The following is a 24,036-nucleotide window of genomic DNA, read 5'->3' as shown; positions in this document are numbered from 1 at the left end:
CTGTAAACCAGGTTTTAGATAGTGTTGGTGGGTGTGCGGCTTGGGCATTATACGATTCGGCCCTGCGGGCAAGCCTGTGGATTTTAAAGGGGACATAGTCAAGGTTCCAGAGTTCCTCAGGAGCATAGGTCTAGACGCCCTTGAGTATGAGGCCGTCAGAGGCGTCAAGATAAGCGAGGCTAAGGCGAGGCGACTGGGCGAGGCGGCCAGAGAAAACGGTGTCACGCTGAGCATGCACGCCCCCTACTATGTAAACCTCTCCAGCCCCGACAGCAGCGTGGTTGAGAGGAGTATAAAGAGGCTCTACGACTCTATGGTGGCGTCGGAGTGGATGGGAAGCTACGCGGTTGTGGTGCACCCGGGCTACTACAAGGGGCTAAAGAGCAGGGAGGAGGCTGTCAAGAGGGTTATAGACGCGCTGAACAGGCTCGTGGAGTCTCTACCCAGCTGGGTGAAGACCCCCTGGATAGCGCCCGAGACAATGGGGAAGCAGAGCCAGGTGGGGAGTTTGGAGGAGACTGTGGAGATATGCCTCAACACCCCCCGGTGCAGGCCCTGCGTTGACTGGGCCCACCTCTATGCCAGGGCCGAGGGGATGTTTGTCACAAGCGTGGACCAGGTTGTCAAGGCTATAGAGTACATAGAGTCTAACCTGGGCAAAACCGCCGTCGACCCCCTCCACACGCACTTCTCCAAAATAGAGTACGGTAGGGGTGGGGAGAGGATGCACCATACACTGCGGGAGGAGGGCTACGGCCCCGACTGGAGGGTGGTGTGTAAGGCGTACAAGGAGACGGGTATAGACGCTGTAGTCATCAGCGAAAGCCCGATACTCGAGAAGGACGCCCTCCTCATGAAGGCTATATGCCAGGGCGGAGAACCCGGTTGAGGATAAGAGCCCCGCTCCCAAGCTGAGAGGTTGGTGGAAAAAGTATGGGCAAGATTGTTAAGGTGATTCTAGACGACCTGCCGCACCATCCCCTACATAAGATGTGGCTCGAGCTGGCTGAGAAGATAGCGAAGGAGCTTGGCGTCGAGCTGGAGGTCAAAAAGGAGGACTACGTGTTCGCCATGGAGCACGGCGACACCGACGATCTCGGCATGACATGGCTCCCCCAGCTCTTCGTGCAGCTGGAGGATGGGAGTGTCAAGCTTGTCATGAGCCAGTTCCCCTTCGACCCGGCAACAGGCAAGAGCGACCCTGACAAGGCCTACGAGGAGGCCAAGTCCAAGGTGGAGGCTATAGCTAGGGACCCCTAAACCGCGACCGGGCCCCTGGCGGGCGTCATTGGTATTATTTCCATGCCGCCCGCCCCCAATAGATCTGGGGGGCGGGTTTGCCGGGTTCTGGAGCGACGCTTGTTTCATTCCAGCTCCTAGACGTTTCCTACGAGATGAGAGGATCCACATCCGTCATCATTCTCTGGGGGCGGGGGGCCGACGGGTCTAGGATTGTGATTTTCTACAGCGAGTTCAGACCCTATTTCTACGTTCTGCCGGACGGCAGTGTAGGGCTGGACCAGCTTACCGCTATGATAAGGAGGCTCTCAAAACCCTCTAGCCCTATAATCTCGGTTGAGAGGGTTAGGCGGAGGTTTATAGGTAGGGAGGTGGAGGCTCTCAAGGTTACAACCATGGTTCCCGCTAGTGTCAGGGAGTATAGAGAGGCTGTTCGCAGGCTGGGGGGCGTTGGGGATGTCCTCGAGGCCGATATACCATTCGCCCTCAGGTTCATCATAGACTTCAACCTATACCCTATGAGGTGGTATGTGGCTGAGGCTAGAGAGACTGCCGTCCCACACGGGTACAGTGTAGACAAGGCCTACGTCCTCTCAGGGAGTATACGTGAGGACGAGTCAAGGGTTCAGGAGGACCCGCTGAAGGGCTTGAGGGTTCTAGCGTTCGACATAGAGGTCTATAGCAAGATGAGGACGCCGGATCCCAAGAAGGATCCTGTGATAATGATAGGGTTGCAACAGGCTGGAGGGGAGGTTGAGATCCTAGAGGCTGAGGACAGGAGCGATAGGAGAGTTATAACAGGGTTTGTCGAGAGGGTTAGAGAGGCCGATCCAGACATTATAGTCGGCTACAACCAGAACAGGTTCGACTGGCCCTACCTGGTTGAGAGGGCTAGGGTCCTCGGCGTGAAGCTAACTGTGGGGAGGAGGAATGTGGAGCCTCAGCCTGGCCTCTACGGACACTACTCCGTCTCGGGCAGGCTGAACGTCGACCTCCTAGACTTCGCGGAGGAGCTGCACGAGGTCAAGGTTAAGACTCTCGAGGAGGTTGCCGACTACCTGGGCGTCGTGAAGACGGAAGAGAGGGTGACGCTGGAGTGGTGGCAGATTGGCGAGTATTGGGACGACCCGTCCAAGAGGGAGATACTCAGGAGGTATTTGAGGGACGATGTCAGGAGCACCATGGGTCTAGCGGAGAAGTTTCTACCCTTCGGGGCACAGCTCTCACAAGTCTCTGGACTCCCCCTTGACCAGGTTATGGCTGCCAGCGTTGGCTTTAGGCTGGAGTGGAGGCTTATACGCGAGGCCGCGAAGCTCGGCGAGCTAGTGCCAAACAGGGTTGAGAGGGGCGAGGGCAGATATGCGGGCGCCATAGTACTCAGGCCCAAGCCCGGGGTTCACGAGAACATAGCCGTGCTAGACTTCGCGAGCATGTACCCGAACATAATGGTAAAGTACAACGTGGGCCCCGATACACTGGTCAGGCCTGGGGAGGAGTACAGCGAGGATGAGGTGTACATAGCGCCTGAGGTAGGGCACAAGTTCAGGAAGACACCGCCAGGCTTCTTCAAGAAGATACTGGAGAGGTTTCTAAGCTGGAGGAGGCAGATCAGGGGTGAGATGAAAAAGTACACGCCTGACAGTCCCGAGTATAAGCTCCTGGACGAGAGGCAGAAGGCTATAAAGCTCCTCGCCAACGCGAGCTACGGCTACATGGGATGGCCCCACGCTAGATGGTATTGTAGAGAGTGTGCCGAGGCCGTTACTGCGTGGGGCCGTAGTATCATTAGGACGGCTATTAGGAAGGCTGGTGAGCTGGGGCTTGAGGTTATATATGGCGATACTGACAGCCTCTTCGTTAAGAACGATCCCGAGAAGGTGGACAGGCTGGTAAGGTTTGTCGAGGAGGAGCTGGGTTTCGATATTAAGGTCGATAAGGTTTACAAGCGGGTGTTCTTCACCGAGGCTAAGAAGAGGTACGTAGGGCTTACTGTAGACGGAAAGATAGACGTTGTGGGCTTCGAAGCCGTTAGAGGCGACTGGAGCGAGCTAGCGAAGGAGACACAGTTCAAGGTCGCCGAGATAGTCCTCAAGACGGGTAGCGTAGACGAGGCTGTGGAGTATGTTAGGGGGATTATAGAGAAGCTCAGGAGGGGCCAGGTGGACTTGAGGAAGCTCGTCATCTGGAAGACCCTAACCCGGCCTCCATCCATGTACGAGGCCAGGCAGCCCCACGTAACTGCGGCCCTGTTGATGGAGAGGGCCGGCATAAAGGTGGAACCTGGAGCTAAGATAGGGTACGTGGTGACTAAGGGCTCGGGCCCGCTCTACACCAGAGCGAAGCCCTACTTCATGGCTAGCAAGGATGAAGTTGACGTCGAGTACTACGTGGACAAGCAGGTGGTGCCGGCTGCGCTGAGAATACTGCAGTACTTCGGGGTGACTGAGAAGAGGCTCAAGGGGGGAGGGAGGCAGAGCACCCTCCTCGACTTTATGAAACGGGGGAAATAATTCCCCTCGGCGAAAGAAATCTAGTACGGGCAAGGCCGAGAGAGGCTTAAACCCCTCGGCTTGCAGCCGTGCTGCAGTTAGTCAAGTGATAATGTGGCGTGAACGGGGTGTATGTGGATATGAAGTATCTTATCAGGGCTAGGCTGGAAGTTGACGGTAGGGTTGAGAAGCATGATGTAATAGGCGCCATATTCGGCCAGACAGAGAGCCTCCTGGGGTCGGACTTCAGCCTGGAGGAGCTCCAGAATAAGGATAAGCTGGGCAGGATCCACGTAGAGCTTAAGTACCAGGGGACTAAGACGGTCGGCACTATATCGGTTCCTAGCAACCTAAGCAGGGTGGAGACAGCGATAATAGCCGCGATGCTGGAGACCATAGACAAGATAGGCCCCTACCCGGCTAAGATAACAATCGAGGAGATACGGGACCTCAGGCTGGAGAGGCTGGAGAAGATAAAGCAGAGGGCCCGCGAACTCCTTAAACTTATGAAGGAGAAAGAGCCTGACATAAGGGAGGTGATAAGGGAGGTTCTGCAGGAGGAGCACGCCAAGGCTCAGGTGGCGAAGCTCATCGAGTACGGCCCCGAGAGGCTGCCGGCCGGCCCCGGCGTCGAGAAGGCTGACACGATAATAGTGGTCGAGGGGAGGTCGGACGTTAACACTCTTCTCCGCTACGGTTACACCAACGTTATAGCCCTCGGCGGCGCCAGGGAGAAGGTGCCCGAGACCATAAGGCGGCTGGCCGAGCAGAAGAAGGTTATCCTCTTCGTCGACGGGGATAGGGGAGGGGAGCTTATACTGAAGAACGTCCTGCCCCAGATGAAGGTGGACTATGTTGCTAGGGCGCCTGAGGGGAGAGAGGTAGAGAGCCTCACGGGGAGGGAGATCGCCCAGGCTCTCAGCCAGATGAAGCCTGCTGAGATAGTTGCCAGGGAGCTGGGAATAGAGGCGGCAGCCCCGGAGAAGCCCGCCGGGGAGGCTATGAAGCCTGGGGAGGAGGCGGCAGCCGAGGCTAAGGAGGCTAAACCCGTTGCAGAGCCTAGGGAAGAGAAGGCTGAGAAACCCCCCGAGGAGAGGCCGCCCACCGTCAAGTTTACCATACCTAAAGCCGTGTTAGAGGCGGCTAAGGAGCTCAGAGGCACGCTGGAGGCTATAGTCTACGATAAGGAGTGGAGGGAGATAGAGAGGCTGAAGGTTAGGGAGCTTTACGACTATATAAGCAAGAGCGAGCCCGGGAGGATATATGCTGTGGTGTTCGACGGCATTATAACCCAGAGGCTCCTCGACATAGCCTCCGAGAAGGGCGTCGGCATAATTATAGGCAACCGGATAGGAAACAAGATAACCCACAAGCCCACCAACGTGAAGTTCCTGACTTTCAGCGACCTCTTCTAACCCCGCAACCACTCCCGCCCCGCCAAACAACCCCTTTATAATCTATGTTTAGGTTGTGGGGTAGGGTGCGTCGCCTCCTTGCTGATCCTTGTTACTGGCACCCCCGGCACCGGTAAGACTAGTGTCGGCCGTCTCATAGCTAGGGAGACGGGGTGCAGGTTTGTAGAGTCCTCCCCCCTCCTAGAGGCCCTCGGCGCTACTTCTAGAGACCCTACTGGCAGGGCTACCTTGATGGTTGAGTGGAGTGCTGCGGTCGACCGTCTTAGGAGCCTGGATATCGGGTGTTGGGTCGTCTCAACGGTAACCCCCTCACTCTGGCTGGAGTCTCTTGGCCTTGAGGTGGCGCTAGTGGTGCTTCTCAGGACAAACCCTCTACTGCTTGAAGAGAGGCTAGAGGCGAGGGGGTGGCCTAGGGGTAAGGTTGTGGAGAATGTTGTTGCAGAAGCTTTCGGGGAAATAGCATGGGAGCTGGTGGAGTATGGGTTTGAGAGTGCGACCATCGAGGTGGATACAAGTCTCAGGAGCCCGAGGGATGTTGCCAGAGAGGTTTTCGACCGGGCCGAGAGGTGGGATACTGGTATCAGTATCGACTGGTTTGAGAGCGTGGAGGTGGCCAGCAGGGTTGCAGAGCTACTTGGGAGGGGTTATCTTAGCGAGTACCGGGTATCCTAGGCTGGGGGCGTAGACGACAGCCTCGCCCCTGCCTAGGTGGGGTAGCCTGGCTGCTGTCTCCCTGGGGAGGCTTAAGGCCGAGGCCACAGACTCCAGGTCTCTCCACCACCTGAGGGAGTGGATTATCTTTGTGTTAGTGTTCGACACCGCCCTGAGTGGGAGCAGGTAGGGGTTTTGGGTGGCGAGGGCTATGTAGAGGCCGAACTTACGAGACTCGGCCATCATTACGGAGGGGAACGACTCCTCCCCATCGAAAATGTTGTGGGCCTCATCTATGACCAGCATGAGCGGCCCTATATCGCGGTTGAGGACCTTGTGCTGGAGGTATGCGGCGAGGAGTATGGAATAGGTTTTCCTCAGCTGCACGTTCCTTATAGAGCCCGTGTCCACTATGTAAATCCCCTCGCCCCCCAGGGAGGGCCCCTCCCCCTCAGCCAGGCTCCGGCCTGCACGGCTTGCTAGAGGGCCGAGCCTCCGCATCAACCCCCTCTTAACCTCTCTATCCCACCTAGAGTTCTCCTCCAGCGCTTCAATTATGCTGTAAAGCTCGGCCAGCCCCCGCGGCTCGCGCTCCTCAAGAATCTTGAGCAGCATGTAGTGCTGTGGCTCCGTAAGGCCGAGGGCGCTCGACAGTAGAGCCGCCTTAACGCTATAGTCCCAGTCGAGGCTCAGGGGGTTTATACCGCCTTCTCGCCCCGGGTCTATCACTCTAGGCCTACAGCCAGCCCCCTTGAGGATGCTCCGGTACTCCCCGTGCCAGTCGGCCACAACAACAGGAAGCCCAGTATCGGCGGCGCCGCAGGCTATCGTGGAGAGCGTGGTAGTCTTCCCGCTTCCCGTGCTTCCGAAGACCCCTATATGCCCCTCGATATCGCCCCTGTCAAGGTATAGTGGCTCGGGTGTTGGGGTGTCGAGCCTCACACCTATCTTGAGGAGAGAACCTCCACCGGGGGAGGGTGGGGCTGCCGGCTTGCTGGCCGGGGCCACTAGCGGTGGTGTAGAGCCTCTAACACCCAGGAGTCTCGAGAACTCCCTGGCCAGGCCCCCTGCCTCTCCAGCTTCCAGGGGTGCAACCTGGACTCCGGGAACGCTAGAGGCTATTATGGAGGAGAGAACCTCGAAGTCAACCCTCAGCTCGTCAGGGCTGTCGTTAGCCACCGCTACGACCACCCGGGAGTAGCCCCTGTATACTGAGGAGATCACAATATACTCCGACCCAGACTGCCTCGACCTAGAGAGTATCAGCCTGGAGACCTGTGACGCGGCCTCTAACCCCCCACGGCTTATCCTAACCTCCATAAGCCTAACCCCCCCAACCCCACGCCCCTCCCCAGCCCCGCCCTCCCCACGAAACAAGCCCCCGAGAACCCCAGCAATAGTAAAGCCCCTGCGGTGCCTTGCCGCTGCCATTGCAACAGCCAGTGCTGAGGAAGCGAGCACTAGCCTGTAGGTTCCTAGAGTGAGGACCTCGAGTGCACCCGCGCTGAAAGCTACGGCGAGCAGCCTCACGTGCATAGGCGCATCCCTAACCCGATCGACAGCCCTAGACAGGATGTCCCTATACATCCCAAACCCCCTACTATACACTCTGGATGGGGGTGGCGGTCAGGGGGGCGGTGAACCGGTTTTACTCCCGAAAGATCTCCCCTCCTGTAAGCCTGGGTGGTGTTGCGAGTTGGATATCGTGGCTGTTGATATTGGCGCTACATGGGTTAGGATGGCTCTTGTCAGGGATGGTGTTATAGAGGGTCTTAAGCGGGAGCGCAACCCCGGTACGGAGGAGGGTTTAGCCCGCGTTCTCAGCAGCCTGGCCAGGGAGCTAGCCGTCGGGAGGGGTGAAGTTGGGAGTGTGGGTGTCGCCTCCATAGGACCGCTGGACCTCCAGAAGGGCTACATTGTTGGCAGCCCTAACATTAAGTCGCATATAATACGTCTTAGCACCCTGCTCAAACGGCTCTTCCCAAGGTCTAGGGTGGCTATTGCCAACGATGCTGTTGCAGCCGCCTGGGGCGAATACCTCCTGGGCGTTAGGGCGGGGACTCCTGACCTTGGCTACATAACCATGAGCACGGGCGTGGGGGGAGGCTTCGTGGTAGGCGGGAGACTCCTGCTCGGGTCTCGGGGCAACGCGCATGAGGTGGGTCATATGGTTGTCGACATGTGGTGGGAGGGGGGTAGGTGTGGCTGCGGCGGTGTAGGGCATTGGGAGGCTATTGCCGGGGGGAGGTGGATACCCAGGACCTCCCAGGTCCTAGCCAGGGGCTGGAGGGGGGCGGAGACTAGGCTCTATAGGGCGGCTCTGGAGGGTAGAGTGGGGAGTGCTAAGGAGGTGTTTGACGCGGCCGCTGGGGGCGACGATTTCGCGCTACACGTGGTAGACTATGTAGCCAGGGCTTCGGCCGCTGGTATAGCGTCTGCGAAGGCGGCGTACGACGTGGACGTGGTTATTATCGGCGGCTCCGTCTACCTGAACAACAGGCGCCTACTCAAACCGCTTATAGAGAAGCATCTGGAGGCCTACTCACCATTCTCGTCAAAGATAGACGTCGTGGACGCGAGCTTCGGGGAGAACGAGGGTATAATGGGCGCCTACGCCATAGCCTATAGAAAGCCGGAGGACCTCCCCCTCTTTTAGCGGCCAGCCATGGACCCGGGGGGCTGCAGGGCATGAGGATAGTAGCCCTTGAAGGAATAGACGGCTCCGGAGTCTCCACACACTCCAAGCTTCTCCACGGGAAGCTTGTGGAGGCTGGCGTCCCGTCATGCCTCTGGAAGGAGCCCACTGAGGGGCCAGTCGGCGGGCTGATAAGGGGGTTTCTGAGGGGTGCAGGCGGGGCTGTTGACAGCGATGTTATGGCCCTGCTGTTCGCCGCCGACAGGCTCTGGGGGCTGCGTCTAGGCGTGGCCGAAAGATGCGGGGGGCGGCCTGAGGTCCTAGTGGTGGATCGTTACAAGTACAGCAGCCTAGCCTACCAGGGCATAAGCTCCGGGCTAGAGTGGGTTGACGCGATCAACTCCAAGGCGCCTGAGGCTGAGGTATTGGTGTACATAGACGTTCCGCCCGAGGTTGCCATGAGGAGGATAACAGCCCGCGGGAGGAGGGAGGTTTTCGAGACCCCCGACTTCCTATCCCGAGTCAAGACCATGTACGAGGAGGTCCTGAGGCTCGCCAGCGGCCGAGGCGTTAGGGTGGTGAGGGTTGAAGGGGTCAGGGGAGGGGTGGAGAGAAGTATTGAGGATGTGCAGAGCGAGATAGCTGCCAGGGTTTTCGAGGCCCTAGGGCTTCCGGGGCCCTAGGATCTCGACGAGACCATCGCTATAAACCCTCAACCTGTCCCCGTCCCTAACCCTCTCGAAGAACTCCGGGGGGAGTCCATCGTAGAGGGGTATGCCTGCTAGCACGCAGCCCGCTATAACTATGGGCTCCGCCTTCTCCATGAGTATGGCCAGCGGGGCTACCCCGTTCTCCTTTAGGGCGTAGATCACGTAGCTACCCACTGTGCTCCCCCGGCTCCTCCTGATAACGGCAACCTTCCCGGCGAGGCTCTTGCCGGAGCTGGTAGCCCCGGTCTCGGGATCCACCTCGCCGTAGAAGCTTAGGCTACCTATAACAACAGCCGGGCCCTCAGCCTCCCCCCCGACTATGGGCCTCGACCTGAACCTGAGGACCTCCACCTACAGCCACCCCTAGGTGTAAGAGTACCCTACGACACTAGCTTTGGGAGGGCCTCTATAGGCGCCAGACCCACCTTCACGCCCTTCCTCGAAAGGTAGAAGTACGCCTTGTAGCTGTTAGTAGCCACCCCAACTCCCCGAGCGCTGCTGCTGAAGGGGCTCACTATAAGGCAGGAGTCCCTCACAAACCTCACACCCAACCCCCTGAGCCTCTCTACCAGCCCCTCCCTAAGGGCCTGCAGGTATAGGCTCCTGGAGACCGAGACGACCGTCCTCCTACCGGCCCTCTCCCCAGCGTTCGACAACGCCCTGTAGAGCCTCCTAAGCTCCTCGATGCTGGCGTGGGGACAGCCGACGTAGAGTATGTCGGGCTCGAAGCCGGGGGCCAGCTCCTCCATCCTCCTGGCTAGATCGCCGTAATCCATGGTAACTACCTCCTCTACCGCGCCCCCCGGGTCCCCGGGTGTCACGCCGGTTATGTGAACCATCGCCAGGCTTCCTGCCGAGCCTACTGCTGCTGAGAACTCCTTCAGCGCCGCCTCCCCGCCCAGGGGGGCGTCTAGGAGGGGGGGATGCTCGTCCCTATGCTGTGCAGCTATAACCTCCCCAAGCACCCCCGCTTCAGTCTCGTCCAGCACCTTCGGGGTCTCAAGCCTATATGCCACCCTAGGCTTCCTCCACTCGGGGTCGTGAGCACCATAGAAGTACGTCCTGCCCGCTATGCCAGCCATCAGGGCCAGAGGCCCGCCTTCACGGTTTGTGTGTATCCCCAGGACGCTGTTGGCGTAGGCCACAGCGCTGGACTCGCCCCAGGCTACACTATCTCCCTCCCTGAGCCCAACCCTCCTAGGCACCTCCGTGTAGTAGGGTGTGCACGTGAGTATCAACTCCGCACCCATAGCCTCCAGAGCTCTAAGTATCTCGCTCTGGGCCTTCACAACCCTGGGGCTTAGACGCACCATGGGTAGCGCGCTAGGGTCTTCAACATCATAGCTTACAGGGTTGACTGTGGTGGGAACGCTGAATCTAGCCCCGATCTCGGCTAGCCTGGATAGGAAGCGGAGCCCAGCGTCGCCTATCGTCATGTAGCTTGCCCCCGAGACGTGTGCATGCTTTATAGGTATAAGCCTCTCAGCGCCGACAGCCTCCCCTACCTTTACTATAACCTCCAGCGCCTTCGCCTTGGCCTCCCCCTCTTCACCGGCCAGTATCCTCTCCTCCTCCCTCGTCAGGTACAATACCCACCAGCCCAATACCACAATCTCATATATGCGGGGTTAATACTTTGGTTTAGAGCTAAACAATGTTTATACTGGGTGTAGATGGCTTGGGAGGGGGGGAGATCAAGGTCAGGCTTGTGCCCGAGGGCGTGGAGAAGGTTGTAGAGGCTGGCAGGCCGCTTAAGGCGGGCGAGCTGCTGAGGATTTTGGGTATGAACGAGGAGGTGGCCGTCGTGCTCAGGGACGGGAAGCCTCTGCTCCCCGAGGACCTCGTATCCCCAGGGGAGTCTGTGGAAGTTGTGAGGGTGCTCTCCGGTGGCTAGGTGCAGCGTCTGCGGCGCACCCGCGGTAGCATATATCAGGTACCAGAAAAGGTACATGTGCAGGGACCACTATCTCGAGTTCGTCGAGTCGAAAGTCGAGAGGGCTATACTGAGGCACAGGCTTGTTAGAAGGGGGCAGAGGGTTCTGGCCGCCGTATCCGGCGGTAAGGACAGCTCTACACTTCTCGCCGTCCTCTCGAGGCTCTCGGGCAAGCTAGGCTTCGAGCTGGTGGCTCTCTATATACATCTGGGCATCTACGACTACTCGGAGAAGAGTAGGGAGGCCTCTCTCAGGCTCGCCCGCCAGCTTAACGTGCCCCTCATAGTTTTCGACCTTAAGGAGGTCCTCGGCGCTGGCATACCTGAGCTCGCACGGGCCTCTAAACGGCCGCCCTGCAGTGTATGCGGCATGGTTAAACGCTACGTCATAAACGCCGCCGCAGTGGAGCTGGCGGCTGATGCTGTGGCCCTAGGCCACAACGCAGACGATATAGCGGTGTACAACCTGAAGTCCTTCCTCAACCAGGACCTCGAGGCGATATCCAAGCTCGGCGTCAGAACGGAGAGCATACCCGGCGTGGCAGTGGGTAGGATCAGGCCGCTATACTACGTGTACGAGAAGGAGAGCTTCCTCTACTCCCTCCTAGCGGGACTCCCCTTCCTCCACGAGGAGTGCCCCTTCGTAGACAGACGGCAGATGGAGGTGGAGCTGAAGGAGACTGTGAACCAGCTCGAGGATAAGAGGCCGGGGCTGAAGCTTCAGATGGTGTCCAAGCTCGCCAAGAGGGTTGAGGACTATCCTAAGCCCGGGGGCTCCATAGGCAGATGCCCCTCCTGCGGCCTCCTATCCTCAGGTGGGGAGTGCAGCTTCTGCAGGGTGACTAGGAGGGCTCTTGGGAGGCCTATGGGGCCTGTCGTCAGAGAGTGGTTTAGGAGGAGGGCGGAGGAGCTGGGGCTAGGGGCTAGCCGGAGGAGCTCCTTATCCTGATTATCTTCGGCTTGCCCATTATAAGCCAGTACTCCACTGTGACTCCCGGCTGCAGCTTAGCGGCCAGCTGCTCCTCCTCCTCGCTACCCCCGGGCTTCTCAACCTCGAACGTGTCGTAGGTCTCCAGATCCATTATCTGGAGCATGTCACCCATGTCAGCCAGCACCTGGCCCAGCCTCTTCTCTATCACGGGAATCTGGACCCTGGTGTCAACAGGGGCCACCAGGCTCTTCTTCTGCCCGGAGAAGATGCATATAGCAACAACATGGGCCTTCGCGCTCCCGTGCTTCCCAGTCTTAGCCCTGCTCATCTCCACGATCCTGCAGGGCTCGCCGTCAATAACTATATAGCTCCCCTTCTTCAGGTCGCCCAGCGTTGCATAGTTTACGCTCATCCTGCAGCACCCCTAAGCTACTAGGCGCCAGCGGAAGGTTTAAATATTGGAAGCCGGGATGGGGCCCGCGACTGTCCACTATATAGTCCGCCGCAGGCAGTATATAGAGTATTGAGTGGTGGCTGAAGCGTTGGATAGCAGGGTTGCCTACAAGAGGAGGCTACAGCTCACGGGGCGCTCCACCTATATCGTGAGTCTCCCCAAGGAATGGGTGGAAACCTGGAGGCTGGGTAGGGGGAGCGAGGTAACCCTTGAGGTTATGCCCGACGGCAGCCTCAAGATAGCACCCGCTGCACTGGAGAGGCCTGCAAGGAGAGACAGGCGCGTCATAGACCTTCGTGGTAAGAAGCTTGACCTTTCTTTCGTCATCAAGAGTGTAATAGCCTCCTACCTGGCAGGCTACGACGAGGTCCTCCTACTCTTCGGGGATAGTAGTGTTGACGCCGTGTCGAGGATTAGGAGTATAGTAGAGTCCAACATACTCGGCTTCAACGTTCTAGAGGAAGGCCCGGGATACATAGTGTTCGTCTCCGTGGTCGACCACAGGAGCATGGAGTTCTCACGGGCCCTATCAAGGATGGCCAGGATAGCGTCTGACATGATTAGCGACGTAGCCAGGGGGCTGGAGAGCGGGGATAGGGGGCTGCTGGACCTTGTAGCCGAGAGGGACCAGCTCGTCGACAAGCTCTACCTCTACATGGCCAGGCAGATGACTATGGCGTCCAGCGGCAGGCTGCCGCTCAAGGACCTCGGCGTCTACTCGCCCGCCGAGATAGTACACCTCTTCCTCGCAGTCAAGAGCATAGAGAGGGTGGCCGACCACGCCACAATACTATCCCTCAGAGTCTCAGCCAGCCTAGGCGCAGGCATGAAAGTCGAGAACGGCCTATCAAGCCTGGTTATGGAGGCTGCCGAGGGCTTCTCCAGGAGTGTAGAAGCCCTCATAAAGGCCGACGCGGCCCTAGCCGCGAGCATAGCCCCCGCGCTGGGAGAGTATAGGAGTAGGCTAGAGAGCATGACGGCCCAGGAGTTCCTAAGAGGTGGCGGAAGCCTCCTACGCTACCTCGTCATAGACAGTATGAGAAGGATAACAGGCTACTCTCTGGACATAGCGGAGGCGGCGCTAGACATTTCAGCGGTAAGGGAGAAAGCTAAAAGTGAGGGGCCGTGAAGAGGGAGTTTTCGACGGACCCTAGCCAAAACCCCGGGGGATGATGCGAGCCCTAGGCCGAGCCCGCCGTCGAGCGTTTTTGCGGTTTTACAGGTAGTCCTCCACGAACTTTCCATTCTCGAATATGACGTCGCCATCTGCATAGACCTTTGACTCCCTCCTCAGATCCTTGACCATGTCCCAGTGTATCGCCGACTGGTTTCGCCCGCCAGTGCTGGGGTAGGCCGCTCCGAGGGCCATGTGCATTGTACCGCCTATCTTCTCGTCGAAGAGTATGTTCTTTATGTGCCTCTGTATGTCGTAGTTTAGCCCGAAGGCGAGCTCGCCCAGCCTCTTTGCCCCCTCGTCGGTCTCCAGAATCCTTTTGAGATGCTCCTCTCCCTTTAGGGCAGACGCTTTCACCACCTGGCCCTTTAGGAACTCGAGCCTTACACCCTCCACCTCCACACCCCTCCATACCGCCGGGAAGTCGAACGTTATCACGCCATCGACACCGTCTTCATGCGGTGCTGTGAAGACCTCGCCCCCGGGCATGTTCTTCTTGCCGTCATCGTTTATCCACGTTCTCCCTTCAACCCTGAACACTATGTCTGTGCCCCTGGACACCACCCTCAGCTCGGACGCCTTGCTGAGGAGGGCAGCCACCTTCTCCTGCCACGCCGCCTGCCTTCTCCAAGCCGCAACTGGATCGTCCTCGTGCAGCTTCAGAGCCCTAACTACGAAGTCCTCGAACTCCAGAAGACCCATACCAGCCTCCTGGGCCAGGCTTGGCGCGGGGTAGGCCGTCACAGTCCATCTTAGGCTGCCCTCCCCATCCCTTTTCATGAAAAGCTCTGTTAGGGGTCTAGACGCCCTGCTACGCCTCGCAACCCTCCCGGGGTCCACCGTTGCCAGGGGCTTGGTGTGTAAGGGGCTTATGATGCTTATTGTTGCGTCCACCTTCTCCAAGATATATACATCTATCGGTGATATGTAGTCCAGGAGCTCTTCAGGGGCGAGCCTGTACATAGCCTCCGCAACATAGTCGTCCCTCAGGTTGAGCAGGGGGTATGCCCCCCGCGCGAGGACCTCGAGTGCAACCGCCCTGGCAAAATCAACCGCAGGCTGGCCGAAGGACACTGCAACATCGTCCCCTTTGGAAGCCGATACACAATAGTCTACGAGGAGACGAGCCGCCTCACCCATCCTGCTATAAAACCTGTACACGGCGGCACACCCCAACTATGCAGCCACACCTAGTGTTTTGCAGCTTGGTGGTGTTAAACTGTCGCCCACGGCCTAGTCGGCTGGGCTGTACCTCCTAGGCTTAATGGGTTTTTCCAGGCAGATCATGCCCCCCGTTATCTTCTCTATCAACCCCCTGGTGGACGGGGTTAGGTCGAGCCTGAGGGCCTCGTCAAACGTGTAGAACCCCGCCTCCTCAGCGTCATCCCCAGCTCTTGGCTCGCCCCCCAGGTCCTCGAGGAGCACAGTCACAAGAACATAGTGGTACCTAACCCCCTTCTCGTCCAAAGTTATAGCATCGTCAACGTTAACCACACCCAGGGGGCGGCCCTTAACACCGGTCTCCTCCTCCAGCTCCCTCACAGCAGCCTCCTCGAGAGTCTCCCCCAGCCTCACATGCCCCCCGGGTATGCTCCACTTGCCCCTACCCGGCGAGTACCTCCGCTTCACCAGCAGGATCCTCCCACCCCTTAACACTAGACACCCTACCCCAACGACAGGCTGGCTGGGATAGAGCCTCGCCACCCGCAAGGCACCCTGGGTCAAATACATAAGGCGTCCAGCATGCAGGCTAGGGGCATCTTGTGGAGCCCCATTTAAACCCGGGTATCCTCCCCCTCTTATACCCCGTGTTAGCGTTTAGAGGCTTGGTGGCGTCTAACCCCATCTTCGCTGTGAGGCCGTCGGCTGCGCTCGGGTCGAGGGTCGAGCCCCTGGCCCGGGGTATTACGACCAGGTCCTTATCGGCCTGGAAGCGGGTTGCTATCGCCCACTCCACCTGCATGGGGTCGTCGACGTCCACGTCTCCATCAACAACTACCACGTGCTTGAGGCTTGGGTGTGCCGCGAACGCCGCCATTATCGCTGTCTTCCCGTCGCCATCGTGCTGCTTCTCAATAGCAATCACCGCATGGAGCCACCCCCCACTGGCGGGGGTGAGCCTCACGGCCCTAACCCTGGGTATGGCCCTCCTCACCGCCTCCCATATACTCGCCTCCCTGGGGAAGCCCATCAGGTTAACATGCTCTAGGCTCCCCCCCATTATAGTGTGTGTATACTCCCCCTCCCTATAGTAGGCTCTCTCGAGCCTTACAACGGGCTGCCTCCTCACTCTATCGTAGGTGAGCAGGGCGTCGACATAAGGGCCCTCCTCAACAAGCTCTCCAGTTATCCAAACATCGGCCACCATAGCCGCTCCCAGGGGGACGGGGTTGCCGTGAACGGGGCTCTTGTAGACCTTCATAGACCCCCCGAGCATGCCAGCTGCCACTCCAAGCTCGAACACGCCCAGAGGCGGGCTTGTGGCGGCGGCTAGCAAGACGGCGGGGTGCACGCCCACAATTATGGTGGCTGGGAGGTCCTCCCCCGCATCCCTAGCCCTCCTGTAGAGGTGCCAGAGGTGGCGTGGAACTATGCGTATGGCAGCCTTATCCCTGCCTAGTATTAGGAGTCTATGTATGCTGGCGTTGCAAACGCCCTCGTAGCAGGCTATGACGATGCCCGACGAGAGATACTGCCCCGCCTCGCCCTCGTAGAACTTAGCCGCGGGGAGCCCCTCGAAGCCTTCCGGCAGCTCCTCCAGCGGCGGGCTATCCACATGCTCCAGCCTCCCGGGGCTGGTGGAGGACGCTATTATCCTGGCGTACGCATCCTGGTCGGCCGAGACCCCCAGTGCTTTGTAAAGCTTCTCACGGGTATCTACTATGTTAATGGCTACGGGCTGCCTGACACCCTCAATCCTCGCCAGAAGGGCGGGGCCGCATCCCTGAGTCTCGGCTATTAGCCTGGCTACCTGGTAGTCCCTGGAAAGAGTCTTGTCAACATACTTATACCCTACATTCTCCAGAAAGCTCTTCAGACTCGCATCCTCCATCTCGATAGACCTCTGTAAGCTATTGTAATCGAAGCAAGTATATCCTTATCAGAGAAGAGGCCCGAAAGCCCTCCAGGCGGCTCGTACGGCGATCTAGTGGAGCCCCACTCCTCGACGATGATGTAGCCGAGGCCAGCTGCCGCCAGGCTCTTCTCAGCCTCCTCGAAGCTGGGGCCCGAGCCTAAATATACGGCGCTCCCCTCGTGGGGTATTCTGGCTAGAACACCCTCTACAGCAAGGCCCAGATCCCCGCAACCTCCCTTCCACTCCCACAGAACCAGGCCGTCTGCCAGGGCGACCGCGGTGCACATCCTGCCGGGGTCTATACCGACGGCGACATGCATGAATCCCGATCCCGGATGGGCTAGGGCTGTGTAGAGGGCCTCCAGGGGGTCCTCTCCGGAGACCAGGCGCCTGCAGCCCAGCTGGGCTATAAAACCCTCGGCCCAGGTCCTCTCCGGGCTACCTAGGGGCGGTAGTACGGCTATCTCGCAGCCCCCACGCGGGGGGTGGGGGTGGCTGCCGGGCACCTCCAACTCTATCCCCTGGCGGGCGAGCAGCTCCATATGCTGCTTCACAACCCTAAGCGCGGAGGGCCTGCCGTCTAGCCAGAGTATACGTTTCACAGTCCTGCCCAGTACGCAGCACCCCCGCCGAGAGGTTTTGAAGGCCTGTCAACAGGGCCTGCTGTATCCATTGGTAAATTATTAACCATTACCCCAAAGATTATATAGGCCTCGGGAGCTCGTTGGGGCCGAGTGCGAGGTGCTGGAGTTGCCGGAGTTCGAGATTCTAGAGTCCTATGTTCTCTTCGGGGAGAGGAGGTTCAGGGTTAGGGAGAGGGGTAGCGGTATAGTGTTCAACGTTGCAGCCTCCAACGATGAGGAGGCCCTTAACAAGGCTAGGGAGATGTTCAAGAGGATAAAGGCTGATAGGGTGCTGAAGCCTTGAGGGGGAGTGCTAGTACGAGGCCCCTCGTCACGGGGGTTATATTCATAGCAGTAGGCATAGTCCTAGGCATAGCATACCCATACCTCCTCCTAGACTCTAACATAGAGAAGTTCCTGGCCATAGTCAGGTACACTCTCATAGCAGTATCCATAGTTGTCGGGGCTCTTTTTATCAGCACAGGATCAATACTAATCTACGGGTGGCTGAAATTCCATGCTAAGAGTAGTGGCGAGGAGTAGGAAGGACGCCAAGGCAGCTAGGGCTGCGTTAGACAAGTTCATGGGAGGATGGGGCATAGAGGTGGAGAGCCTCGGCGGCCCCAGGGGCGGCGCGCTGGAAGAGGCTATACTGGAGGAGGCGAGGCCATTCACCGTATTCCTCATGGGGAGGGAGGACCTCGGCCCCGATAGTATAGAGAGCCTGGAGAGCCAGCTCCCCCCATTCTCAGAGGTGGCGGTGGTTAAGGGGTCGAGGGTTAGGAACGTGAGGATAGAAACAATATACGCCTCCCTCAACAGCGCCAGGGCTAGGCTTAGGCTTAGGACCCACTGGAGCGGCTCCACATTCATTCTCTCCCGGCAGCCCGGCGCTGTAGAGGTCGAGCACCTCCCCTACAGTCCTCAGGGTGACAGCTTCTTTGTCTACGGGAGGGGCTCTAAGGTCCTGGGCATGTTTATGCAGAGGAGCGTGGGAGGGGCTGCCCTACTATTCAAAATGTATGGGGGGAAGCATCTGGTATACGCCGGTCCCCGGCCCCTTGGGGAGCTGGTGATAGACAACTCTAAGCCTCTACCCCAGGGGAAGCTGTATAGGGGTGTTAAGCCTGTTCGCGTGGGGCTTGAAACACTAGTAGAGGCTAACAGGAGTATCCTGGCTATGCTAGAGCACCACTCTGTGGGGGTCCTGAAGAGGGCGGGTGAAGACGTTGACACGGTTATAGTGCCGTGGAGCGGCGGTAAAGACTCGACCGCAGCCCTCCTCGTTGCTGTCGAAGCGTTCGGCAGGGAGGCTGTTAGAGCTGTCTACGTCGACACGGGAATAGACTTCATAGAGAATGCGGAGTACGTTGAGAAAGTGGCCTCCTCCCTTGGAGTGGACCTGGTCTATGCGAAGGCGGACGTAGACGATGGCCTCCTAATAGAGGGGATGCCGATGCCGGACCCAGAATACCGGTGGTGCACCGGAAGGAAGCTCGACGCCCTCAGGAGAGCGTTCCAAACGCTCTCCAGCGGCAAAACAATCATAGTAACAGGGGATAGGGACGGAGAGTCGGAGAAGAGGGGCCGAAGACCGCCCCTCAGGCACGACGAGAAGCTGGGGTACCCTGTAGCTTCGCCCCTGAAACTATGGAGTGGAGGCCACGTCCAGCTCTACATACTCTCGAAGGGCATACCGCTCAACCCGCTCTACGAGGCCGGGTTCTACAGGATAGGCTGCTACCTATGCTTCGCCCTCAGGAGCTGGGAGATAGAGGTTATGAAGAGGAACGGTATAATGGATAGAATACTCAGGGAGAGGCCTGGGCATAAGGAGCTTGTGGAGAAGTTCCTCGAGTTGAAGAAGAAGGGGTTTGGAGGCGACCTTGGAGCCTGCATATGCGGGGTCTAAAGGTCGGGCAATATACTACCTCGTTACCCTACCCTCTATAACTTCCAGGGCCCTCCTCATTGTAGAGTCGCTGAGGACCGCCTCCCTTATGGGCCTCACTATCTCGACCAGACTCTCTGCTACAGCGTTCTTGAGGTCCAGGGGGTGCAGCCTCCCCTCGGCATAGTCTCTCTCCAGCTCCTCGTAGCTCACATACTCTACAGGGCCCCCATACCTGGAGGGCCTCTCCACCCTGAGTATAAACCCGTCTCTAGCGAATAGAACGTACCTAGCTATCTCGAGCACAGGGTTACCCTGAACCTGCCTGGCTGGGCAGTAAGCCTTCCTTATCTTCCTCCTTATATCCTCGTCGCTGTCAACCACGAACACAGCAGTCTCAGGCTTGGACTTGCTCATCTTTACCTCGGCCAGTACATCATCTATCTCACCCGGGGAAGCCTCCATCCTCCCCGGGCCCTGGAGGCTAGAGATTATGGGGGTGTGGATTGCAACAGGCTTCTTCCTGCCTAGCTTCTCGGCCACATCCCTAGCCAGCATATGCGCTTTCCTCTGATCCATACCTCCAAGGGCTATGTCGAGGTCCATGTAGAAGATGTCAGACACCTGCATTAGGGGGTATATGAGTTTTGAAGCGTCGACCTCGGCCTCCTCAGCCCTCCTACCCATTATAGTTAGCGCCCTCCTAACCCTCGCCAGGCTGGCCCTCTTGGCAACCCTTATGACAAGCCCCCAGTAGTCTTTATCGCTGGCAAGCTCCTCAGCGTCCACAAACCTAACCCTCTCAGCGGGAACTCCGGCAGCCTCCATAACACGCCTCACAATCCTCGCGGCAGTCCTAATGAGTTCCATGTCCCCCCCGAGCTTATCGTTTATATAGGCGTGCCAGGTAGCCTCTAATACGGAGAAATCTACACCGGCCTCCACCAGATCCTTAACCTTATACATCCACACAAGCCAGCCTATATGGGCGACGCCGCTGGGCTCATAGCCTATGTAACCCTTAATACCCCCGCCTGACTCCAGTAGCCTCCTCAACTCGTCGACGGTAACAATTTCGACGGTATTCCGAGCAATCCTGTTGAACCTCTCTTCAACATCCACAGGCAGCCACCCCGGCTCTCGCCAACCGCTAATACTCCAAACTCGAATCTGCCTACAAACAGAGTTATAAGATATAGCTGGGAGGAGGGGGTTTGAAAGGGCCGAGCCGTAGGAGGTGTTAGGTGCGACTAGACGGGAATTAGGTGGGGATTAAACGTGTTAAAAAGGGATGTATCTCTCTTTACTGGGGGGCTGGGGGTTTACTCCTCCTCCCCGCCCTTCTTCTCCTCCTTCTCCTCCTCTTCCTTCCTAGCGGCTATGACGTCGTCGATCCTCAGTATTAGGGAGGCCACCTCTGTAGCAGCCTTCAGCGCGTTGAGCTTAACCCTCATAGGCTCTAGCACTCCCCTGCTCCACATGTCCACTATATCGCCAGTGTCCAGGTCTACGCCGTACCACTTGTTCTCAGGCCTCTCGTGGGCACTCCTCAGCTTGACGAGAACCTCTATCGGGTCGTGGCCAGCGTTGTGGGCTAGGGCCTGGGGTAGAGCCTCAACAGCCCTAGCGAAGGCCTCGACCGCCAGCTGTGTCTTGCCAGGCAGCTTAGAGGAGTACTCGTACAGCACCTTAGCGATCTCCGCCTCGACGGCGCCGCCGCCAGCCACAATCTTACCATCCATTATGGCGTCGGCCACTACGCTGAGGGCGTCGTGGAGGGCCCTCTCAGCCTCGTCGACTAGCCTCTCGAAGCCGCCTCTGAGTAGTATGGTGACGCTCTTCGGGTTCTTGGCGCCCTCTATGAACACCATCTTATCCTCTCCGACCTTCCTCTCCTCAACCAGCTCGGCGTAGCCGAGGTCCTCGGGCCTGAGATCGTCTATGTCGGTCACAATCCTAGCGCCCGTAGCCCTGGCTATCTTCTCTATGTCGCTCCTCTTCACCCTCCTCACAGCCAGTATACCCTTCTTCGCCAGGAAGTGCTGGGCCACGTCGTCGATGCCCTTCTGGGTGATCACGACGTTAGCACCGGTAGCGGCGATCTTCTCGATCTTCTCCTGGAGTATCCTCTCCTGCTTCTCATAGAGGGCCTTTATCTGCTCGGGGCTGGTTATGCTAATCTCCAGGTCTATCTCGGGCTTCTCTATCTCTAGAGGCGTGTCGAGTAGCGCTATCTTGGCGTTCTCAACCCTCCTGGGCATGTCGGGGTGGACAACCTCTTTGTCGAGCACTATACCCCTGACCAGCCTGGTGTCCCTTAGGCTGCCGCCATGCTTCTTGACGATCTGTATGTTGTTCAGGTCGACATACCACTTGTCGCCCCTCTTCTCGGCTATGGTCCTGACGGCCTCTACTGCGAGGTCCGCGAAGTAGTCTCTAGCCTCGGCTACAGCCTTGCTGTTGAGGCTGGTCTTGGCTATTAGCTTCAGCTTCTCAACATCGTCATAGGAGACGGGCTCGGCTATAGACTCTATAACCTCGCTGGCCTTCCTGAGGGCCTCTTTATAGCCCTCCACAATTATCGTCGGGTGGATATTAATGTCTAGAAGCTTCTCAGCCTCCTTCAGAAGCTCGCCCGCGAATATGACGGTGGTCTTAGTCCCGTCGCCCGCCTCATCCTCCTGGCCCTTACTTATCTGCACAAGCATCTTGGCAGCAGGGTGGGCCACATCCATCTTGTCCAGTATGGTGGCTCCGTTGTTCGTTATAGTGATGTCGCCCAGGCTATCGACCAGCATTTTATCCATGCCTTTCGGGCCGTAGGTCGTTTTCAGAATCTGGGCTATAGCTCTTACAGCCATTATGTTGGCTCTGAGGGCCTCACGGCCGTAGGACCTCTGGGTGCCCTCCTTGAGTATTATAACTGGGATACCTACAGGCTCTGTCATAGGCTGCTGAACCGCCATCTCTATCACCCGGTCAACCATAAGTTCCGGTAAACTCTAAGTTACTACGCTTCTATATAAGCTTTTTCAAGGAAGCAATGGATGGAAAAGCTTAAAAACACTAGCAGAGGCGAACATTATAAAGCCTCGCGGAAACCCTCCCTTAACGATCCGGGGATCGCAACATGGGTAAGGTTAGAATAAGGCTTGTTAAGAGGACTGCTAGAAGGCTTCTCGAAAAGTATCCTGATCTCTTCACAGGCGACTTCGAGCACAATAAAAAAGTAGTATCACAGCTCATAGAGTATAGGAGTAAGAAGCTTAGAAACCAGATAGCAGGCTATATAACACACCTCGTCAATATGGCGGCCAAGAGGAAGAAGGCTGAGGAGGCGTCTGCTAGGATATAAACAGGAGACCAACCTCCTCCAGCCTGGCTAGCTACCCGGGAGCCCTCTGCTCCTATATCCTAAATCCTAGTCTACACAAGGCTCTCAGGTTTCAACCTTGATTAAGCCTGGCTCTCTCATAGGATATTATAAGACTAGATCGTCGGGCCTAGCGGGGATAAGATTATGAATAGCGTCTATTCGACGGAGGGAGGTTCTAGCTCCACTAGTAGGAAGGTTAGAGTCAGGCTAATGGGAGGCCTTAGGGAGAGGGTTGGAAGGGAGATCATAGAGGTTGAGGGCGGAGAGCTTGGCTGGAGTGCTGTTTTGAGGAAGGCTGTTGAGCAGGTTGAGGGGCTTAAGGAGGCTATAGACGAGGAGGGGAGGCCTAAGCCAGGCTACCTGGTTTTCGTCGATGGAGTCGACTACCGCCTACTGCCAGAGGACCAGGAGGTGGAGGAGGAGGTTATTGTGCTGCCAGTAACCCACGGGGGTTCAAAGGAGGTTAGTGGTAGGAGGGTTGAGCTTATACACCTCACGTGGAGGGATATAGAGCATGCTGTTAGTGATGTCGCCGATAAGATAGTTAGGAGCGGTTTCGAGCCGGAAGTCATAGTTGGTATACTGAGGGGCGGCATTGTCCCCGCCCTCCTCCTCGCCGACGCTCTAGGCGTCAAGAATATAGGTGTGGTCGAGATTAAGCTCTACACATCCGTGGGGGTTAGGAAGCCGAGACCCTTCCTAAGACAGCCGCTCGTGATAGAGGTTAAAGACAAGAATGTTCTTATAGTGGATGACGTTAGCGACTCTGGTTTAACCCTGCAACACGCTATAGAGGCTGTTGACCTCTACCTTCCAGCCCAGGTAAAGACAGCCACACTATATATAAAGCCCTGGACAAACCTGGTGCCAGACTACTACTCTAAGAGCCTGGATAAGTGGATCGTGTTCCCATGGGAGAGGAGGGAGGTTGAGGAGGAGCTCAGGGCATCGGGCTATAATGTTTGAGATCCACACTCCCCTCATCCCCATCTACCTAGCCAGAGTAGAACCTCCTCCCAAACAGCCTGACGAGGAGTTGCAAGCGGGCGAGGATCCGGTTACCGTGTACTACACGGGGGATGAGGATCCCGGGCCGTGTAAGGTAGCTATAGCATACCTCTACATGCTTGAGGACCGTACAGCGGGATCTGCTAGAATCCGCAATCCAGCACTGCACGTGAAGATAATCTCGCTAGGACTTAAACAGCTCTCTGAGCTGAAGCCAGCCGAGAAGTTTGATGTAATATATATTGTAGGTCTGTCTAAGGATAGTCTATTGAGGCTACTCAATCTTCTAAGACTCGAAGCTTCTGAGGGCGGCAGGAAAGTATGCAGCCAGCGGGAGCTAGAGGAGGTTACCGCGTCGAGGGCTATGAGGCTTAAGCTGTGAGCAACACTCTCAACACCATGGCCATCGCTCGCTAATACCGTAGAATATG

General features: G+C 57.7%; 26 protein-coding genes. 16 read left to right on the top strand and 10 right to left on the bottom strand.

All coding sequences use genetic code 11. The features are described 5' to 3' along the window. Positions 1–40: 40 nt before the first annotated feature. The 5 genes from ACAM_RS06670 (at position 41) to ACAM_RS06650 (ending at position 5,815) form a co-directional block, all read left to right on the top strand. Positions 41–889: a deoxyribonuclease IV gene (locus tag ACAM_RS06670; protein WP_022542055.1), complete on the top strand. Its 849-nt coding sequence runs from the start codon at positions 41–43 to the stop codon at positions 887–889. A 44-nt stretch (positions 890–933) separates the two neighbouring features. Continuing rightward, positions 934–1,260, top strand: coding sequence for a hypothetical protein (locus tag ACAM_RS06665; RefSeq protein WP_022542054.1), 327 nt, complete (start codon positions 934–936; stop codon positions 1,258–1,260). 77 nt (positions 1,261–1,337) lie between these two features. Beyond that, positions 1,338–3,749 (top strand): DNA-directed DNA polymerase, encoded by a 2,412-nt coding sequence (locus ACAM_RS06660; protein WP_022542053.1) that lies wholly within the window; start codon positions 1,338–1,340, stop codon positions 3,747–3,749. A 119-nt stretch (positions 3,750–3,868) separates the two neighbouring features. After that, on the top strand, positions 3,869–5,143 hold the full coding sequence (dnaG, locus tag ACAM_RS06655) for a DNA primase DnaG (RefSeq protein ID WP_148706456.1): 1,275 nt from the start codon (positions 3,869–3,871) through the stop codon (positions 5,141–5,143). A gap of 78 nt (positions 5,144–5,221) precedes the next feature. After that, positions 5,222–5,815 carry an adenylate kinase family protein gene (locus ACAM_RS06650; protein WP_022542051.1) on the top strand — a complete coding sequence of 198 codons (594 nt, stop codon included), beginning with the start codon at positions 5,222–5,224 and terminating at the stop codon, positions 5,813–5,815. Here ACAM_RS06650 and ACAM_RS06645 read toward each other — a convergent pair. Then, positions 5,774–7,381 carry an ATP-binding protein gene (locus ACAM_RS06645; protein WP_022542050.1) on the bottom strand — a complete coding sequence of 536 codons (1,608 nt, stop codon included), beginning with the start codon at positions 7,379–7,381 and terminating at the stop codon, positions 5,774–5,776. The two genes, ACAM_RS06650 and ACAM_RS06645, sit on opposite strands and share 42 nt — an antisense overlap. Before the next feature lie 118 nt (positions 7,382–7,499). On the opposite strand from ACAM_RS06645, the gene ACAM_RS06640 reads away from it, so the two are divergent. Next, complete coding sequence (locus ACAM_RS06640) at positions 7,500–8,450, top strand: ROK family protein (RefSeq protein WP_232502338.1); 951 nt, start codon at positions 7,500–7,502, stop codon at positions 8,448–8,450. Between the two features lie 32 nt (positions 8,451–8,482). Beyond that, positions 8,483–9,112, top strand: coding sequence for a dTMP kinase (gene tmk / locus ACAM_RS06635; protein WP_022542048.1), 630 nt, complete (start codon positions 8,483–8,485; stop codon positions 9,110–9,112). Here tmk and ACAM_RS06630 read toward each other — a convergent pair. Both ACAM_RS06630 and ACAM_RS06625 read right to left on the bottom strand, forming a co-directional pair. Then, the gene (locus ACAM_RS06630) at positions 9,092–9,490 is read right to left on the bottom strand and encodes a phosphomevalonate dehydratase small subunit (RefSeq protein ID WP_022542047.1); all 399 of its coding nucleotides are present in this window, start codon (positions 9,488–9,490) and stop codon (positions 9,092–9,094) included. The two genes, tmk and ACAM_RS06630, sit on opposite strands and share 21 nt — an antisense overlap. A 29-nt stretch (positions 9,491–9,519) precedes the next feature. Next, a complete protein-coding gene (locus tag ACAM_RS06625; protein ID WP_022542046.1) occupies positions 9,520–10,728 on the bottom strand; it encodes a phosphomevalonate dehydratase large subunit in 1,209 nt (402 codons plus the stop codon). Between the two features lie 89 nt (positions 10,729–10,817). On the opposite strand from ACAM_RS06625, the gene ACAM_RS06620 reads away from it, so the two are divergent. Together ACAM_RS06620 and ACAM_RS06615 are read left to right on the top strand one after the other, a co-directional pair. Beyond that, a complete protein-coding gene (locus ACAM_RS06620) occupies positions 10,818–11,033 on the top strand; it encodes a ubiquitin family protein (protein ID WP_022542045.1) in 216 nt (71 codons plus the stop codon). Continuing rightward, positions 11,026–12,021: a PP-loop family protein gene (locus ACAM_RS06615; RefSeq protein WP_022542044.1), complete on the top strand. Its 996-nt coding sequence runs from the start codon at positions 11,026–11,028 to the stop codon at positions 12,019–12,021. The genes ACAM_RS06620 and ACAM_RS06615 overlap by 8 nt, the downstream gene beginning before the upstream one ends. Here ACAM_RS06615 and ACAM_RS06610 read toward each other — a convergent pair. Further along, entirely contained in the window at positions 11,996–12,415 is a 420-nt protein-coding gene (locus ACAM_RS06610) for a translation initiation factor IF-5A (protein WP_022542043.1), read from the bottom strand. The genes ACAM_RS06615 and ACAM_RS06610 overlap by 26 nt on opposite strands. A 130-nt stretch (positions 12,416–12,545) precedes the next feature. Here ACAM_RS06610 and ACAM_RS06605 point away from each other — a divergent pair, with 130 nt between their 5' ends. Then, the gene (locus ACAM_RS06605) at positions 12,546–13,586 is read left to right on the top strand and encodes a phosphate signaling complex PhoU family protein (RefSeq protein WP_022542042.1); all 1,041 of its coding nucleotides are present in this window, start codon (positions 12,546–12,548) and stop codon (positions 13,584–13,586) included. 87 nt (positions 13,587–13,673) lie between these two features. Here ACAM_RS06605 and ACAM_RS06600 read toward each other — a convergent pair whose 3' ends face one another. The 4 genes from ACAM_RS06600 to ACAM_RS06585 form a co-directional block, all read right to left on the bottom strand. Next, positions 13,674–14,792 (bottom strand): aminopeptidase, encoded by a 1,119-nt coding sequence (locus tag ACAM_RS06600; protein WP_022542041.1) that lies wholly within the window; start codon positions 14,790–14,792, stop codon positions 13,674–13,676. A 72-nt stretch (positions 14,793–14,864) separates the two neighbouring features. After that, positions 14,865–15,335, bottom strand: a complete 471-nt coding sequence (locus tag ACAM_RS06595; RefSeq protein ID WP_022542040.1) for an NUDIX hydrolase — start codon at positions 15,333–15,335, stop codon at positions 14,865–14,867. A 46-nt stretch (positions 15,336–15,381) separates the two neighbouring features. After that, a complete protein-coding gene (locus ACAM_RS06590) occupies positions 15,382–16,683 on the bottom strand; it encodes an anhydromevalonate phosphate decarboxylase (protein ID WP_022542039.1) in 1,302 nt (433 codons plus the stop codon). After that, entirely contained in the window at positions 16,665–17,309 is a 645-nt protein-coding gene (locus tag ACAM_RS06585) for a hypothetical protein (RefSeq protein ID WP_022542038.1), read from the bottom strand. The genes ACAM_RS06590 and ACAM_RS06585 overlap by 19 nt, the downstream gene beginning before the upstream one ends. A gap of 148 nt (positions 17,310–17,457) precedes the next feature. Here ACAM_RS06585 and ACAM_RS08370 point away from each other — a divergent pair, with 148 nt between their 5' ends. From ACAM_RS08370 to ACAM_RS06575, 3 genes are read left to right on the top strand one after another with little or no spacing between them, the layout of a single operon-like run. After that, positions 17,458–17,634, top strand: a complete 177-nt coding sequence (locus tag ACAM_RS08370) for a hypothetical protein (RefSeq protein ID WP_022542037.1) — start codon at positions 17,458–17,460, stop codon at positions 17,632–17,634. Beyond that, positions 17,631–17,873, top strand: a complete 243-nt coding sequence (locus ACAM_RS06580; RefSeq protein ID WP_022542036.1) for a hypothetical protein — start codon at positions 17,631–17,633, stop codon at positions 17,871–17,873. The genes ACAM_RS08370 and ACAM_RS06580 overlap by 4 nt, the downstream gene beginning before the upstream one ends. Continuing rightward, on the top strand, positions 17,848–19,242 hold the full coding sequence (locus ACAM_RS06575; RefSeq protein ID WP_022542035.1) for a phosphoadenosine phosphosulfate reductase domain-containing protein: 1,395 nt from the start codon (positions 17,848–17,850) through the stop codon (positions 19,240–19,242). The genes ACAM_RS06580 and ACAM_RS06575 overlap by 26 nt, the downstream gene beginning before the upstream one ends. Before the next feature lie 15 nt (positions 19,243–19,257). On the opposite strand, the gene ACAM_RS06570 is transcribed toward ACAM_RS06575, so the two are convergent. After that, positions 19,258–20,343, bottom strand: a complete 1,086-nt coding sequence (locus tag ACAM_RS06570) for a tyrosine--tRNA ligase (protein ID WP_022542034.1) — start codon at positions 20,341–20,343, stop codon at positions 19,258–19,260. Positions 20,344–20,543: 200 nt separating this feature from the next. Next, on the bottom strand, positions 20,544–22,187 hold the full coding sequence (gene thsB / locus ACAM_RS06565; protein WP_062662770.1) for a thermosome subunit beta: 1,644 nt from the start codon (positions 22,185–22,187) through the stop codon (positions 20,544–20,546). Between the two features lie 164 nt (positions 22,188–22,351). Here thsB and ACAM_RS06560 point away from each other — a divergent pair, with 164 nt between their 5' ends. From ACAM_RS06560 to ACAM_RS06550, 3 genes are all read left to right on the top strand, one after another. Further along, on the top strand, positions 22,352–22,576 hold the full coding sequence (locus tag ACAM_RS06560) for a 30S ribosomal protein S17e (protein ID WP_022542032.1): 225 nt from the start codon (positions 22,352–22,354) through the stop codon (positions 22,574–22,576). A 165-nt stretch (positions 22,577–22,741) separates the two neighbouring features. Beyond that, entirely contained in the window at positions 22,742–23,563 is an 822-nt protein-coding gene (locus ACAM_RS06555; RefSeq protein WP_022542031.1) for a phosphoribosyltransferase family protein, read from the top strand. Next, positions 23,526–23,987 carry a hypothetical protein gene (locus ACAM_RS06550; RefSeq protein ID WP_148706454.1) on the top strand — a complete coding sequence of 154 codons (462 nt, stop codon included), beginning with the start codon at positions 23,526–23,528 and terminating at the stop codon, positions 23,985–23,987. The genes ACAM_RS06555 and ACAM_RS06550 overlap by 38 nt, the downstream gene beginning before the upstream one ends. The last annotated feature ends 49 nt before the right edge of the window (positions 23,988–24,036 follow it).

Origin of the sequence: Aeropyrum camini SY1 = JCM 12091, assembly GCF_000591035.1 — an archaeon.
GTDB lineage: Archaea > Thermoproteota > Thermoprotei_A > Sulfolobales > Acidilobaceae > Aeropyrum > Aeropyrum camini.
Note: the sequence above shows the minus strand (reverse complement) of the source record. Positions and strands in the feature narration are given on the sequence as shown.

What these genes read in the sequence shown, in the direction of transcription:
- ACAM_RS06665 (WP_022542054.1), top strand. Translation starts at nt 934, where the DNA reads ATGGGCAAGATTGTTAAGGTGATTCTAGACGACCTGCCGCACCATCCC.
- dnaG (WP_148706456.1), top strand. Translation starts at nt 3,869, where the DNA reads ATGAAGTATCTTATCAGGGCTAGGCTGGAAGTTGACGGTAGGGTTGAG.
- ACAM_RS06645 (WP_022542050.1), bottom strand. Translation starts at nt 7,381, where the DNA reads ATGTATAGGGACATCCTGTCTAGGGCTGTCGATCGGGTTAGGGATGCG.
- tmk (WP_022542048.1), top strand. Translation starts at nt 8,483, where the DNA reads ATGAGGATAGTAGCCCTTGAAGGAATAGACGGCTCCGGAGTCTCCACA.
- ACAM_RS06610 (WP_022542043.1), bottom strand. Translation starts at nt 12,415, where the DNA reads ATGAGCGTAAACTATGCAACGCTGGGCGACCTGAAGAAGGGGAGCTAT.
- ACAM_RS06590 (WP_022542039.1), bottom strand. Translation starts at nt 16,683, where the DNA reads ATGGAGGATGCGAGTCTGAAGAGCTTTCTGGAGAATGTAGGGTATAAG.
- ACAM_RS06575 (WP_022542035.1), top strand. Translation starts at nt 17,848, where the DNA reads ATGCTAAGAGTAGTGGCGAGGAGTAGGAAGGACGCCAAGGCAGCTAGG.
- thsB (WP_062662770.1), bottom strand. Translation starts at nt 22,187, where the DNA reads ATGGCGGTTCAGCAGCCTATGACAGAGCCTGTAGGTATCCCAGTTATA.
- ACAM_RS06560 (WP_022542032.1), top strand. Translation starts at nt 22,352, where the DNA reads ATGGGTAAGGTTAGAATAAGGCTTGTTAAGAGGACTGCTAGAAGGCTT.
- ACAM_RS06555 (WP_022542031.1), top strand. Translation starts at nt 22,742, where the DNA reads ATGAATAGCGTCTATTCGACGGAGGGAGGTTCTAGCTCCACTAGTAGG.